The 11,982-nt window shown below is 69.9% G+C and carries 14 protein-coding genes; 7 read left to right on the forward strand and 7 right to left on the reverse strand.

Annotation, left to right across the window (positions count from 1 at the left end):
• Positions 1-16 precede the first annotated feature (16 nt).
• Positions 17-862, reverse strand: a complete 846-nt coding sequence (locus tag ACIOHP_RS47495; protein WP_401897727.1) for a DUF3558 domain-containing protein — start codon at positions 860-862, stop codon at positions 17-19.
• Between the two features lie 185 nt (positions 863-1,047).
• On the opposite strand from ACIOHP_RS47495, the gene ACIOHP_RS47500 reads away from it, so the two are divergent.
• The gene (locus tag ACIOHP_RS47500; protein ID WP_401897730.1) at positions 1,048-2,241 is read left to right on the forward strand and encodes an RtcB family protein; all 1,194 of its coding nucleotides are present in this window, start codon (positions 1,048-1,050) and stop codon (positions 2,239-2,241) included.
• Positions 2,242-2,282: 41 nt separating this feature from the next.
• Here the strand turns inward: ACIOHP_RS47500 and ACIOHP_RS47505 are convergent, their stop codons facing one another.
• Genes ACIOHP_RS47505 through ACIOHP_RS47515 form a run of 3 tightly spaced genes read right to left on the reverse strand, consistent with a single transcriptional unit; the run spans position 2,283 to position 4,548 of the window.
• On the reverse strand, positions 2,283-3,548 hold the full coding sequence (locus ACIOHP_RS47505; RefSeq protein WP_401897731.1) for a tyrosine-protein phosphatase: 1,266 nt from the start codon (positions 3,546-3,548) through the stop codon (positions 2,283-2,285).
• Positions 3,549-3,591: 43 nt separating this feature from the next.
• Positions 3,592-3,771, reverse strand: a complete 180-nt coding sequence (locus ACIOHP_RS47510) for a hypothetical protein (RefSeq protein ID WP_401897733.1) — start codon at positions 3,769-3,771, stop codon at positions 3,592-3,594.
• Complete coding sequence (locus ACIOHP_RS47515) at positions 3,772-4,548, reverse strand: SDR family NAD(P)-dependent oxidoreductase (RefSeq protein ID WP_266823697.1); 777 nt, start codon at positions 4,546-4,548, stop codon at positions 3,772-3,774.
• 182 nt (positions 4,549-4,730) lie between these two features.
• Between ACIOHP_RS47515 and ACIOHP_RS47520 the strand changes: the two genes are divergently transcribed.
• Positions 4,731-5,165 carry a nuclear transport factor 2 family protein gene (locus tag ACIOHP_RS47520; RefSeq protein ID WP_361547162.1) on the forward strand — a complete coding sequence of 145 codons (435 nt, stop codon included), beginning with the start codon at positions 4,731-4,733 and terminating at the stop codon, positions 5,163-5,165.
• A gap of 12 nt (positions 5,166-5,177) precedes the next feature.
• Here the strand turns inward: ACIOHP_RS47520 and ACIOHP_RS47525 are convergent, their stop codons facing one another.
• The gene (locus tag ACIOHP_RS47525; protein ID WP_401897736.1) at positions 5,178-5,513 is read right to left on the reverse strand and encodes a YnfA family protein; all 336 of its coding nucleotides are present in this window, start codon (positions 5,511-5,513) and stop codon (positions 5,178-5,180) included.
• A 132-nt stretch (positions 5,514-5,645) separates the two neighbouring features.
• Between ACIOHP_RS47525 and ACIOHP_RS47530 the strand changes: the two genes are divergently transcribed.
• Positions 5,646-6,122, forward strand: a complete 477-nt coding sequence (locus ACIOHP_RS47530; protein WP_401897739.1) for a hypothetical protein — start codon at positions 5,646-5,648, stop codon at positions 6,120-6,122.
• A gap of 119 nt (positions 6,123-6,241) precedes the next feature.
• Positions 6,242-6,727, forward strand: coding sequence for a MarR family winged helix-turn-helix transcriptional regulator (locus ACIOHP_RS47535; RefSeq protein WP_401897740.1), 486 nt, complete (start codon positions 6,242-6,244; stop codon positions 6,725-6,727).
• A gap of 41 nt (positions 6,728-6,768) precedes the next feature.
• On the opposite strand, the gene ACIOHP_RS47540 is transcribed toward ACIOHP_RS47535, so the two are convergent.
• Positions 6,769-7,167 (reverse strand): helix-turn-helix domain-containing protein, encoded by a 399-nt coding sequence (locus ACIOHP_RS47540; protein ID WP_361547153.1) that lies wholly within the window; start codon positions 7,165-7,167, stop codon positions 6,769-6,771.
• 141 nt (positions 7,168-7,308) lie between these two features.
• Between ACIOHP_RS47540 and ACIOHP_RS47545 the strand changes: the two genes are divergently transcribed.
• Positions 7,309-8,205 carry an NADP-dependent oxidoreductase gene (locus ACIOHP_RS47545; RefSeq protein ID WP_401897743.1) on the forward strand — a complete coding sequence of 299 codons (897 nt, stop codon included), beginning with the start codon at positions 7,309-7,311 and terminating at the stop codon, positions 8,203-8,205.
• A gap of 108 nt (positions 8,206-8,313) precedes the next feature.
• On the opposite strand, the gene ACIOHP_RS47550 is transcribed toward ACIOHP_RS47545, so the two are convergent.
• The gene (locus tag ACIOHP_RS47550) at positions 8,314-9,744 is read right to left on the reverse strand and encodes an MFS transporter (protein ID WP_401897745.1); all 1,431 of its coding nucleotides are present in this window, start codon (positions 9,742-9,744) and stop codon (positions 8,314-8,316) included.
• Positions 9,745-9,853: 109 nt separating this feature from the next.
• On the opposite strand from ACIOHP_RS47550, the gene ACIOHP_RS47555 reads away from it, so the two are divergent.
• Together ACIOHP_RS47555 and ACIOHP_RS47560 are read left to right on the forward strand one after the other, a co-directional pair.
• Entirely contained in the window at positions 9,854-10,966 is a 1,113-nt protein-coding gene (locus tag ACIOHP_RS47555; protein WP_401897747.1) for an LLM class flavin-dependent oxidoreductase, read from the forward strand.
• Positions 10,963-11,607, forward strand: coding sequence for a CE1759 family FMN reductase (locus tag ACIOHP_RS47560; protein ID WP_401897748.1), 645 nt, complete (start codon positions 10,963-10,965; stop codon positions 11,605-11,607). Before ACIOHP_RS47555 ends, ACIOHP_RS47560 begins: the two co-directional genes overlap by 4 nt.
• The last annotated feature ends 375 nt before the right edge of the window (positions 11,608-11,982 follow it).

Below are 11,982 nucleotides of genomic sequence, written 5' to 3' on the forward strand. Positions count from 1 at the left end.
GGTGCCCGAACGGCCCTCAACCCGCCAGCGCGTCCGCCAGTCGAGAGGCCAGTTCCCGTGCCCTGTCCTGCATTTCCTCACTGTCCGGCACCACGCCGACCGTCGCCGGCTGCTCCTCGTACACGATCGTCACGATCACGTTGGACGTGCGGAACGCCACAGTCACCGTGCGCTGCCGAGCCGTCGAACCCGAGCTGCTGAGCGCGTCGTCCAGGAACGCCTCGTCACCGAGATCGTCGAGCAGTCGGGGCTGAAGATCGCTCGGAGTGGCGCTCGGAGAAGTGCTGGAAGAAGAGGAGGACGACGAGGAAGAAGTGGAGGAAGAGGACGGGCTCGGGGTGGCGCTCTCGCTGCTCACGCCGGAACTCACGTCGGAACTCACGTCGGACGTGCTCGACTCGGAGTTCGTGGGCTCCGGGAGGTCGGCGGCCTCCTGCCGCTTCGCGAACAGCGCCTCCGCCTGACTCTCGTCGCTCACGGCGTTGTCGTACGACACCACCCGCTCCAGATCGACGAGCAGACGGTCCGTCGCGTCGGTCGACTCCACCTTCCAACGGCAGCCGACCTTGCGGTCCGTGTCGAACGTGACCGTCGGCTGTCCCTCGTACGCCTTCTCGCGCTGCTTCTCGTCCGTGATCTGCGGGATGCCGGGCAGGAGTGCGTCGAGCGTGCTCTCGCCGGCCGCGGCGCAGGGCTCCGGGAGGGTGCGGTAGCGGCCGGGTTCGGCGACGGCCGACGCGGTGCCGGCGTCGCCGGGGTTGGCGTCGTCCGTGGTGCCGCCGTCGTCCGAGCCGCCGGTGCAGCCGGCCAGCAATGCCACGAGGAGCGCCGCGGCGCCGGGTACGTAGGCCTTCCGCTGCACGGTCGGCTCCTCTCGCTGTGTGCGTGTTCCCGCTGCTTATTCGCTTGCCGGGCAGGGGTGACCCCTGGGCACCATGTGTATCGCACGCACAGCCGTGGACGCCGGTCCGTTGTCCTATTCGTTGATCTTGGCGCCGGTTTTGCGATCTGAGACTTTTATACAATTTCCGGGGGAATGAGGACGATATGTCGTACGTGGAGATGCCGGGCGCGAAGGTACCGATCCGCATGTGGGCCGACCCGGCGTCGGTCGAGGACGTGGCGCTCCAGCAGCTGCGCAACGTCGCGACCCTGCCGTGGATCAAGGGCCTGGCCGTGATGCCGGACGTGCATTACGGGAAGGGGGCGACGGTCGGGTCGGTCATCGCGATGCAGGGGGCTGTCTGCCCTGCGGCGGTGGGGGTGGACATCGGGTGCGGAATGTCGGCCGTCAAGACGTCTCTGACCGCCAATGATCTGCCGGGGGACCTTTCCCGGCTGCGGTCGAAGATCGAGCAGGCTATTCCGGTGGGGCGGGGGATGCATGACTCCGCCGTTGAGCCCGGGCGGTTCCATGGGCTCGCCACCGCGGGGTGGGACGAGTTCTGGGGGCGGTTCGACGGGGTTGCTGAAGCGGTGAAGTTTCGGCGGGGGCGGGCCGGTTTGCAGATGGGGACGCTCGGATCCGGGAATCACTTCTGTGAAGTTTGCGTAGATACGTCCGGTTCGGTGTGGCTCATGCTCCACTCCGGCTCCCGGAACATCGGCAAGGAACTCGCCGAGCACCACATCGGCATTGCTCAGAAGCTCCCGCACAACCAGGGACTGATCGACCGTGACCTCGCCGTCTTCATCGCGCAGACCCCGCAGATGGCGGCGTACCGCAACGATCTGTTCTGGGCGCAGGAGTACGCGAAGTACAACCGCACGATCATGATGGCGCTCCTCAAGGACGTGATCCGCAAGGAGTTCAAGAAGGCGAAGCCGGCCTTCGAGCCGGAGATCAGCGCGCACCACAACTACGTCTCGGAAGAGCGGTACGACGGGATGGACCTGCTCGTGACCCGCAAGGGCGCGATCCGGGCCGGTTCCGGCGAGTACGGCATCATCCCGGGCTCCATGGGCACGGGGTCGTACATCGTGAAGGGTCTCGGCAACGAGAAGGCCTTCAACTCGGCCTCGCACGGCGCCGGTCGCCGTATGAGCCGCAACGCCGCCAAGCGGCGCTTCTCGACGAAGGACCTGGAGGAGCAGACGCGGGGTGTGGAGTGCCGCAAGGACTCCGGCGTCGTGGACGAGATTCCGGGTGCGTACAAGTCGATCGACCAGGTCATCGACCAGCAGCGGGACCTGGTGGAGGTCGTGGCGAAGCTGAAGCAGGTCGTCTGTGTGAAGGGCTGACGCAAGGGCCCGAGCCGTTGTGGCTCGGGCCCTTCGCCGTGTCACCGGAGCGGCTTCTCCAGCAGGGTCACCGCGTACGGGCTGCCCGACCCGCCGTCTTTTGAGGGCTGTTCGCCGACGACTGTGTAGCCCGCGGATTCGTAGTACGTGCGGAGGCGGGGGTTGGTCGACAGGCAGTCCAGGCGGGCGTAGGGGCGGGCCGACTGTGTGATGCGGGATTCCGCGTGGGTCAGGAGTTGGCGGCCGGTGTGGGGTGGGGCCGTGTGGGGGGTTGTCATCAGGCGGTGGATGTAGCCGGCGTCGGAGGGGCGGGGGCCCCATGCCGCCTCGTCGGACCACCAGAGTTCGTAGGCGCCGGCCAGGGTGTCGCCTGTGCAGGCCAGCCAGACTTCGCCCTCTTGCATGCGGGTGATGAAGTGGGCCTCGGTCTTTTCCTGGGGCTTCCACTGGTCGATTCCTCGGGCCAGCATCCACAGGGAGAGGGAGTCGCGTAGGTGGACCAGGGTCTTCGCGTCCGCCGGGGTCGCCCTTCGGTAGGTGAGGGGAGGCCAGGTCGTCGGGGCCGGTTCCAGGAGGTTGTCGCGGAGCTTTGAGGTGAGGGCTTCGGCGTCCAGGCCCAGGGCGTTCGTGACGTAGCCCTCCACCGAGCCGTAGCGTGCGTTGAGGGCTTGCAGGAACAGGCGCATCACCGACTCCGGGGCGCGGGCGAAGCCCGGCCAGGTCGGGGATCTGCCCTCGTTCCTCGCCCGCCAGTCCGCCAGGAGGGACGGGGTGGCCAGTTCCGTGAGGCTGAAGTCCTCGGTGATCGTCCGCTCGTCGACGCCGAGCAAGGAGAGGACCAGGGCTGCCAGTTCGCCCGTGCGGTCCTTGCCGGATGCGCAGTGGAAGGCCAGGGGAGTGTCGGACTGCGCTGATTCCGCTACCAGTTCCAGGGCCTGGCGGATTTCCTTCGTGCCGTCCTCGGCGACTTCCATGAAGCGTTCGGCGAGGTAGGGGCCGGGGTCGATGTCGGGGCCCAACGCCGCCTGGTTGTAGGGCCGGTGCTCGATGCTGAGGTGGTGGTAGGTGAAGGAATCGTCTCGCGGGACGCGGCCCCTGGCCTCGATCTCCCAGTCGTAGCGCAGATCGATCACCGTGCGGATGCCCAGGGAGAGGAAGCGGGACCAGTCCGGGGTGTCACGGGTCAACTTGCCCAGGGAGTCGGCGCGGTAGAGCCTTCGCGGGCGGATCCTGCGGCCGTCGGCGGCCCGGTAGCCGCCGAGATCGCGGAAGTTGTGCAGGGCGTCGAAGCGTACGTGTCTGTCCACGGGCAGTGACCATATGCGGTCGCTGCCCGTCCTGACCTGGCATTTACTTCGCGTGTGTCACCGCGTAGATCATCACGAAGGCCACGATGTGGATGCCGAAGAGGAAGTACGCGAGGTAGTACCAGACGAACCGTTCGCGCTTCTTCTCCAGTGCGAGATGCCGGCGGTCCGACTCGTCGTCGGGGCCGCCGGGGCCGCCGGGGTCAGCGAGGTCGTCGGGCATCTACAGCTCCCTGTGGACCTTCGTGTTCGACGCCTGTGCGCGGGGGCGCAGGACCAGGAGGTCGACGTTGACGTGGTGGGGGCGGGTGACGGCCCAGGTGATCGTCTCCGCGACGTCGTCGGCCGTCAGGGGCTCGGCGACACCCTCGTAGACCTTCTCCGCCTTCTCCTTGTCGCCGCCGAAGCGGGTCACGGCGAACTCGTCCGTCTTCACCATGCCGGGCGCGATCTCGATGACGCGGACCGGCTGGCCGACGATCTCCAGACGGAGGGTCTCGGCGAGGACGTGGGCGCCGTGCTTGGCGGCGACGTAACCGGCGCCGCCCTCGTAGGTGCCGTGGCCCGCAGTGGAGGAGACGACGACCACCGTGCCGTCGCCGCTCGCGACCAGCTTGGGGAGGAGGGCCTGGGTGACGTTCAGGGTGCCGAGGACGTTCGTCTCGTACATCGAACGCCAGTCGGCCGGGTCGCCGGTCGCGACCGGGTCGGCGCCGAGCGCGCCGCCGGCGTTGTTGACCAGGACGCCGATCGTCCGGAAGGCGGACGCGAACTCGTCGACCGCGGCGCGGTCGGTGACGTCCAGCTGGTACGCCGTCGCCTGGCCGCCGGACGCGTTGATCTCCGCCTCCAGCGCCTCGATGCGGTCCTTGCGGCGGGCGGTCAGGACGACGCGGTAGCCCGCGGCGGCGAGCTGTCGGGCCGTGGCGGCGCCGATTCCGCTGCTCGCACCGGTGACGACGGCGATGCGGGAGGCGGCGGACGGGGCGGCGGTGGCCATGGGCTGCTCCTCGGGCGTGCGTACGAATGGCTCTCGCCAGGATAGGCGGGCGCGGCGGGGAGGCGTTTCCGGTCTCAGCCAGCGGTCCGGTGACGGGCCGGGAGTGGTTGCGGCCAACAGACGGGTTTGGTCTGCGCGTGGGAAAATCGAGGTGGGTGGTCCTCTGGTAGTGGAGGTGGATCATGGGTGAAGCGCGAGAGGTCATGGACCGGCTCACCGAGGCGCTGACCACGCACCCGGACATCAAGGCGATCGGGGAGCTGTACGCGGAGGACGCGGTCGCGTACACCCCGGACGAGGGCGAGATCCATGGTCGGGACAACATCGTCGAGTACTGGCGGCAGATGACGGACGCGGTGCCGGACGCGACGTTCGAGACGCTGTACGCCTTTGAGGTCGACGACACGGCCATCGACGAAGGGGTCTTCAGCGGGCGGAACACCGGCCCGATCCTGTTGCCCTCCGGGGAGTCCCTGCCCGCGACGCAGAAGGAGATCCGGATTCGCGGGGTGGACTTCGCGACCGTGCGGGACGGCCGGATCGTCAGTTACCGGCTCTACTTCGACCAGATGGAGTTTCTCGGGCAGCTGGGGCTGCTGCCCGAAGACGCCGGGTGAGGCTCCCGCCGCTCAGTTCCCCCGCGGCGCCCACATGATCACCGCCATGCCCGCGAGGCAGACCAGCGCGCCCGTGACGTCCCAGCGGTCGGGGCGGTAGCCGTCCGCGACGGCGCCCCACAGGATCGAACCGGCGACGAAGATCCCGCCGTACGCGGCGAGGATGCGGCCGAAGTGGGCGTCGGGCTGGAAGGTGGCGACGAAACCGTAGGCGCCGAGGGCCAGCACGCCGCCGGTCATCCACAGCCAGCCGCGGTTCTCCCGTACGCCCTGCCAGACCAGCCAGGCACCGCCGATCTCGAAGAGGGCGGCGACGACGAAGAGGGCGGCCGAACGCAGGACGAGCATGCCGCGCAGCCTGCCATATGGGTCCACGTCACCTGGCCATACGGGTCCAGTCACCTGTTGGAGGGCGCCTGTCGCCCGCTCCGCGTGGGATACATCCGACGGTATGGCCACGCTGGAGTGAGGAGTGCCGGTATGCGGGTTGTTGCTGTGTGCGTCGCGGCCGTGCTGACGGTTTGTGGGGTGGCGCCGGGGGCTTTCGCGGGGACGGGGGCCTTTCCGGGTGAGCCGGAGGCCGATCTGGCCTATCACGGTGCCGTCTCCATGGCCGCGGGCCAGGTGGAGGTGCGGTTCACACCGCGGAACCACGGGCCGTCGGCGGTGCCCGACGCGACGGTGCGGCTGCGCTGGTCGGAACCGTTGGCGAACCGGCAGCTGTTGCCGGACGGGTGCGCACGGTCGGGCGTGAGGGTGGTGCTGTGCCGGGTCGGCGCGCTGGACGCGGACGGGCTGGGCAACCAGATCGGCCTGCGGCTGCGGCTGAGGGGCGAGCCGTCCGAGGTTCTGCTGGAGTTCGACACGGTGTGGAGCGGTGGTGTGGTGGACCGGAACCACCTGAACGACCGCCAGCGGGTGCTGGTCCTCGACACGGGCGACACGTACTACTTCTGACCGCGGGCGGGCGGGCGGGCCGGTGGGTGGGCGGACGGGCAGGTGGGCGGCTGGAGGGAGGGAGTGGCCTCCCTTCCTTCCCAGCTCCCCTCGCCTCGGCCGCGTCGTACGATCTCTGCATGGTGCAGGTGGAGGGTGGGGCGGCGCGGGAGCGGTTGCTCGAGGAGTTGGGGACCGTGTCTCGGCGGTACATGGCCTCTTACGCTCTCTTCAACCAGGCCTTCGCCGATCATCTGGGGCTGCACCCGACCGACCTGCAGTGCCTGAATCTGCTCGCCCTGGAAGGGGGGCCCGTGACCACCGGGCGGGTCGCCGAGCTGACGGGGCTGACCACCGGGTCGGCCACACGGCTGGTGGACCGGCTGGAGCGGGCCGGGTACGCGGTACGGGAGCGGGACGTGGCGGACCGGCGGCGGGTGCTGGTGGCCACCGTGCCGGAGAAGCTCGCGGAGCTGACGCGGGTGTGGGACCGGCTGGGGGGCGGGTACAACGCCCTCTTCGACGACCTCGGTGACGGACAACTCGCGCTGATCATCGAGCACATGAGGCGTACGACGCGGTTCAGCGCCGAGCAGGTCCAGCGGCTGCGCTCCGGGGACGTCTAGTCGCCCGGTCGGTCGGCCGGTCCGGCGGTCCGTCAGTTCGTTCAGTCCGTGGTGTCGTAGCGCTCGCGGGCCTGGTGGACCTCGTCGATGTGGTTCTCCGCCCAGTCCTTCACCGCGGTCAGGAGTACGGCCAGGCTGTGGCCGAGCGGGGTGAGTTCGTAGTCGACGCGGACCGGGACGGACGGGGTGACCGTGCGGTCGAGGATGCCGTCGCGTTCCAGTGAGCGCAGGGTCTGCGTGAGCATCTTGGGGCTGACGCCCGCGATCTTGCGGGTGAGGTCGCTGTAGCGCATCGGACCGGTGGAGAGGGCCGAGACGACGAGGCTGACCCACTTGTCGCTGAGGCGGTCCAGGAGCTGGTTGGTGGGGCAGCCGCGGATGAACGCGTCGTACTCGACACGGGCCTGCTCGCGCCGCTGGGCCGCGGTCAGGGTCGGCATGGCTCACCTCCGGGATGCTTACGCACTTCCAGGTAACTACTTACTGATAGATAGTAACTCTTCCTAGGGTTGTTGGCAGGGAAGGGGGCCTCACGCAAGTGGGGAATCCCCGCAAACGCCAATAAAACCAGGAGACTTGGCATGCGTGCTGTTGTGGTGAACGCGTTCGGTGGGCCCGAGGCCGTGGAGGTCGTGGAGACCGAGGTGCCTGAGCCCGCCGCGCGACAGATACGGATCAAGGTGGCGGCGGCCACGCTGAACCCGGTGGACGCGGGGGTGCGGCAGGGCGTCTTCGGGGGCGCGGGCAAGCAGATCGGGCTCGGGTGGGATGTCGCCGGGACGGTGGACGCCGTCGGGGTCGCGACCGCGTGGAACGTGGGGGATCAGGTGGTCGGCCTCGACTACGGCATGGTCGCGCCGCTGGGCGCGCACGCCGAGTACGTCGTCCTGGACACGGACGCGGTGGCGCGGGCGCCGAGGACGGTCGACGCCGTGCACGCGGCGACGCTGCCGCTGAACGCCCTGACCGCCGTACAGGCCCTGGATCTCGCGGAGTTGACGGAGGGGCAGTCCCTGCTGGTGACCGGTGCGGCGGGTGCGGTCGGGGGGTTCGTCATCCAGCTCGCCTCCCGGCGAGGGATTTCGGTGACCGGGCTCGCGCGGGAGGGGGACGAGGAGCTCGTACGGTCCCTGGGGGCCGCTCACTTCACGTCCGGCGCGGTGGAGGCGGGGGCCTTCGACGGCGTGCTGGATGCGGCGGTGCTCGGGGAGGCGGCGCTGGAGTGGGTGCGGGACGGGGGCGTGTACGTCGGGGTCATTCCGCAGGCTCAGCCGGCGTCGGTGCGGGGGGTGCGGACGACTGCCGTCGAGGTGAGTGCGGATGGGGCGCGGCTCGGTGAGCTGGTCGGGTTGGTCGAGGAGGGGGTGCTGACGTTGCGGGTGGCGGAGACGTTTCCGTTGGAGGAGGCGGTGAAGGCGCATGCGCGGCTCGCCGAGGGTGGGGTGCGGGGGCGGTTGGTGTTGGTGCCGGGCGCCTAGTGGGGTGGTGGGGGCTGTTGTGGGGCGGGTGCGGGGTGTGTGTGGCTTGTCGCGCGGTTCCCCGCGCCCCTGGAGGAAAGGCGGCTGCGCCGGCCTTTCCTCCAGGGATCAGTGGTGCTCGCTCTCCTGCGCCTTGCGTGGCAGCAGGCCTACCAGTGGCAGGCACAGGGTGAGCGCTGCTGTGACCGTGATGAGGCTGACCGTGGTGGCGTGCGTCGTGTTGCCGGCCGTTCGGAAGTAGACCGTGGTCACCGCTGCCGCTCCGATCGCGTTGGCCAGTTGCTGAACGGCGTTGAGCGAGCCGCTCGCGCTGCCCGCCTCCGCCGGGGTGATGTCGCCGATCGTGATGTCGTAGACCGTGCCGAAGCAGGTGCCCATGCCGATGCCGAGGATCAGCAGGGGTGGGACGAGGGGCCAAGTGCCGGTGTGGGTGCCGGAGTTGTGGATCAGCAGGGTCAGGTAGGCGCAGCCAGCGATCAGGGTCAGCAGACCGGCGTGGACGAGGCGGCGGCCGTGGGTGTGGATCAGGCCGTGGCAGGCGATCGAGGCGATCACGATGCCGATGGTCAGGGGGATCAGGGCGAGCGCGGTGCCGGTGGGGGAGCGGCCGAGGCCCTGTTGGAGGAAGAGGGAGAGGACGTAGAGGAGGCCGGCGGTCGCGGCGAAGGCGACGATGCCGAGGGCCAGGCCCGCCGCGAAGCCGCGGTTGTGGAGCAGGGTCGGTTCGATGAGCGGGTGGGGGGCGGTGCGCTGGCGGTGGCCGAAGGCGGCGAAAAGGGCGAGGCCGATGGCCAGGAGGATCAGTGGCCGACTGGTCCAGCCATTCGCCGAGCCGTCGATCAGCCCGCCCAGCAGGCCGAGCAGTGCGCCGGTGAGCAGCACGGCCCCGCGGACGTCGACGGAGACGGTCCGGTCGCCCGGGTCGCGCGGCAGCAGGCGGGCGGCGGCGAGCAGGGCGGCGCCGCCGAGCAGCAGGTTGATCAGGAACATGGGGCGCCAGCCGAGGCCCAGGACGTCGGCGTCGACGAGGAACCCGGCGAGGATCGGGCCGCCGACCGCGGACAGTCCCATCGCGGGCCCGAACAGGCTGAACGCCTTGCCGATCTGGTCGCGGGGCCAGGTGGCGCCGAGGATGCCGAAGCCCTGCGGGATGACGAGGGCCCCGAAGGCGCCCTGGGCGAGCCGGGCGACGACCAGTGTCGTCGGGTCGGGAGCGAGCCCGCAGGCCAGTGAGGCCACCACGAACCCGGCGAGCCCGAGCAGGAAGAGCCGGCGGCGGCCGTATCTGTCGCCGAGCCGTCCGCCGGGGACGAGCAGTACGCCGAGGGCGAGTGCGTAGGAGGCGCCGAGCCACTGGACGAGGCCGGGGCCGCCGCCGAGGTCCGCGGTGATCGTCGGGGCGGCGATGGTGGTGATCGTGGCGTCGAGGAGGTCGAGGACGTCCGCGGCGAGGATCACGGCCAGGATCGCCCAGCGGGTGCGGGCGGGAAGGGGCGGTTCTCCGACCTCTTCATCTGTGTCATGCAATATCTGTGTCACGCAGATGAATATGAGGCTGGGAGGGTGGGCGGGTCAAGTGGAATAACGGGGCGGGGGTGCTCGTTCAGCGGTATAGTTGAACGGTCAACAACCTGGAGGGTGAGCGACCATGCAGTTCGGGATCTTCAGCGTCGGCGATGTCACGCCGGACCCCACCACCGGCCGGACGCCGACCGAACGTGAGCGCATCAAGGCCATGGTCGCCATCGCGCTGAAGGCCGAGGAGGTCGGGCTCGACGTCTTCGCGACCGGCGAGCACCACAACCCGCCGTTCGTGCCCTCGTCGCCGACCACGATGCTCGGTTACGTCGCCGCGCAGACCGAGAGGCTCATCCTCTCGACCTCCACCACCCTCATCACCACGAACGACCCGGTGAAGATCGCCGAGGACTTCGCGATGCTCCAGCACCTGGCCGACGGCCGGGTGGACCTGATGATGGGCCGCGGCAACACCGGCCCCGTCTATCCGTGGTTCGGCAAGGACATCCGCGACGGCATCGGCCTCGCCATCGAGAACTACGCCCTGCTGCGCCGCCTGTGGCGCGAGGACGTCGTGAACTGGGAGGGGAAGTTCCGCACCCCGCTCCAGGGCTTCACCTCCACACCCCGCCCCCTGGACGGCGTACCGCCCTTCGTCTGGCACGGCTCCATCCGCTCGCCCGAGATCGCCGAGCAGGCCGCGTACTACGGCGACGGCTTCTTCCACAACAACATCTTCTGGCCGGCCGACCACACCAAGCGGATGGTCGAGCTGTACCGGAGCCGGTACGCGCACTACGGCCACGGCACGCCCGAGCAGGCGATCGTGGGACTCGGCGGGCAGATCTTCATGCGGAAGAACTCCCAGGACGCGATCCGCGAGTTCCGGCCCTACTTCGACGTCGCGCCGGTCTACGGACACGGGCCGTCCCTGGAGGACTTCACCGACCAGACCCCGCTGACCGTGGGCTCCCCGGAGCAGGTCATCGAGAAGACGCTCAGCTTCCGCGAGTACGCCGGCGACTACCAGCGCCAGCTGTTCCTGGTGGACCACGCCGGGCTGCCCCTGAAGACCGTCCTGGAGCAGATCGACATGCTGGGCGAGGAGGTCGTTCCAGTGCTGCGCGAGGAGTTCGCGAAGGGCCGCGCGAAAGATGTCCCCGAGGCGCCGACCCACGCGTCGCTGCTCGCCGAAGTGAAGGCCGAAGTGAAGGCCGAAGGGAAGAAGGAGACCGTCGTATGAAGCTCGTCGTCGTCTCTGCGGGACTGAGCGTGCCGTCCTCCACGCGACTGCTGGCCGACCGGCTGGCGGCCGCGGTGGAACGGCTCGCTCCGGCCGAGGTGCAGGTCGTCGAGGTCCGCGACCTCGCCGTGGCGATCGCCCACCACCTCACCAGCGGGTTCCCCGGGCGCGATCTCGCCGCCGCGCAGGACGCCGTGGCGGGGGCGGACGCGCTGATCGTCGTCACTCCGGTGTTCTCGGCGTCGTACAGCGGACTCTTCAAGTCGTTCTTCGACGTCCTCGACAAGGACGCGCTGGCCGGGAAGCCGGTGCTGATCGCGGCGACCGGCGGCAGCGCGCGGCACTCCCTGGTGCTGGACCACGCGCTGCGGCCGCTCTTCTCCTATCTGCGGGCCGTCGTCGTGCCGACCGGGGTGTACGCCGCCTCGGAGGACTGGGGCGCGGAGGGGCTGGACGGGCGGATCGAGCGGGCGGCGGGGGAGCTGGCGGCGCTGCTGCCGGAGGGTCGTCCGGAGGCCAGGCCGGCCACGTCGGGGGCGTCGGCGACTTCGGCCAAGGCCAAGGCCAGGGACCGCTTCGAGGTGGTCCCGTTCGCCGAGCAGCTGGCGGCGCTGTCGCCGACGGGGGCGGCGGGGGCCTGAGGGTTGGGTGCCTCGGTGCCTCGGTGCCTCGGTGGCTGGGTCGCTCGGTGGTTCGGCCACTCGGTGGCCCGGTGGCTGGGCCGCTTGGTGGCTGGGTGGCCTGGTCACTCGGTCACCTGCTCACCCGGTCACTCGGTGGCTAGGCCTCCTGGTGGCTCGGTCACCCGGTCACCCGGTCACTCGGTCACGCGGTCACCTGGTCACTCGGTCGCCCGGGCACCTGGCCACTCGGTCACGCGGTCACCTGGCCACTCGGTCGCCCGGGCACCTGGCCACGCGGTCACGCGGTCACGCGGGCACCCGGTCACTGGGCCACTCGGTCACGCGGCCACTCGGCCACCCGGCCACCCGGCCACCCGGCCACCCGGTGGTGAG

It is taken from the genome of Streptomyces sp. NPDC087859 (assembly GCF_044742595.1).
GTDB classification, from domain to species: Bacteria; Actinomycetota; Actinomycetes; order Streptomycetales; family Streptomycetaceae; genus Streptomyces; species Streptomyces canus_F.

Excerpts from the sequence above, each read along its gene's own strand:
- ACIOHP_RS47500 (WP_401897730.1), top strand. The coding sequence starts at position 1,048 with ATGTCGTACGTGGAGATGCCGGGCGCGAAGGTACCGATCCGCATGTGG.
- ACIOHP_RS47510 (WP_401897733.1), bottom strand. The coding sequence starts at position 3,771 with ATGCCCGACGACCTCGCTGACCCCGGCGGCCCCGGCGGCCCCGACGAC.
- ACIOHP_RS47530 (WP_401897739.1), top strand. The coding sequence starts at position 5,646 with ATGCGGGTTGTTGCTGTGTGCGTCGCGGCCGTGCTGACGGTTTGTGGG.
- ACIOHP_RS47515 (WP_266823697.1), bottom strand. The coding sequence starts at position 4,548 with ATGGCCACCGCCGCCCCGTCCGCCGCCTCCCGCATCGCCGTCGTCACC.
- ACIOHP_RS47535 (WP_401897740.1), top strand. The coding sequence starts at position 6,242 with ATGGTGCAGGTGGAGGGTGGGGCGGCGCGGGAGCGGTTGCTCGAGGAG.
- ACIOHP_RS47560 (WP_401897748.1), top strand. The coding sequence starts at position 10,963 with ATGAAGCTCGTCGTCGTCTCTGCGGGACTGAGCGTGCCGTCCTCCACG.
- ACIOHP_RS47540 (WP_361547153.1), bottom strand. The coding sequence starts at position 7,167 with ATGCCGACCCTGACCGCGGCCCAGCGGCGCGAGCAGGCCCGTGTCGAG.
- ACIOHP_RS47545 (WP_401897743.1), top strand. The coding sequence starts at position 7,309 with ATGCGTGCTGTTGTGGTGAACGCGTTCGGTGGGCCCGAGGCCGTGGAG.
- ACIOHP_RS47525 (WP_401897736.1), bottom strand. The coding sequence starts at position 5,513 with ATGCTCGTCCTGCGTTCGGCCGCCCTCTTCGTCGTCGCCGCCCTCTTC.
- ACIOHP_RS47555 (WP_401897747.1), top strand. The coding sequence starts at position 9,854 with ATGCAGTTCGGGATCTTCAGCGTCGGCGATGTCACGCCGGACCCCACC.
- ACIOHP_RS47520 (WP_361547162.1), top strand. The coding sequence starts at position 4,731 with ATGGGTGAAGCGCGAGAGGTCATGGACCGGCTCACCGAGGCGCTGACC.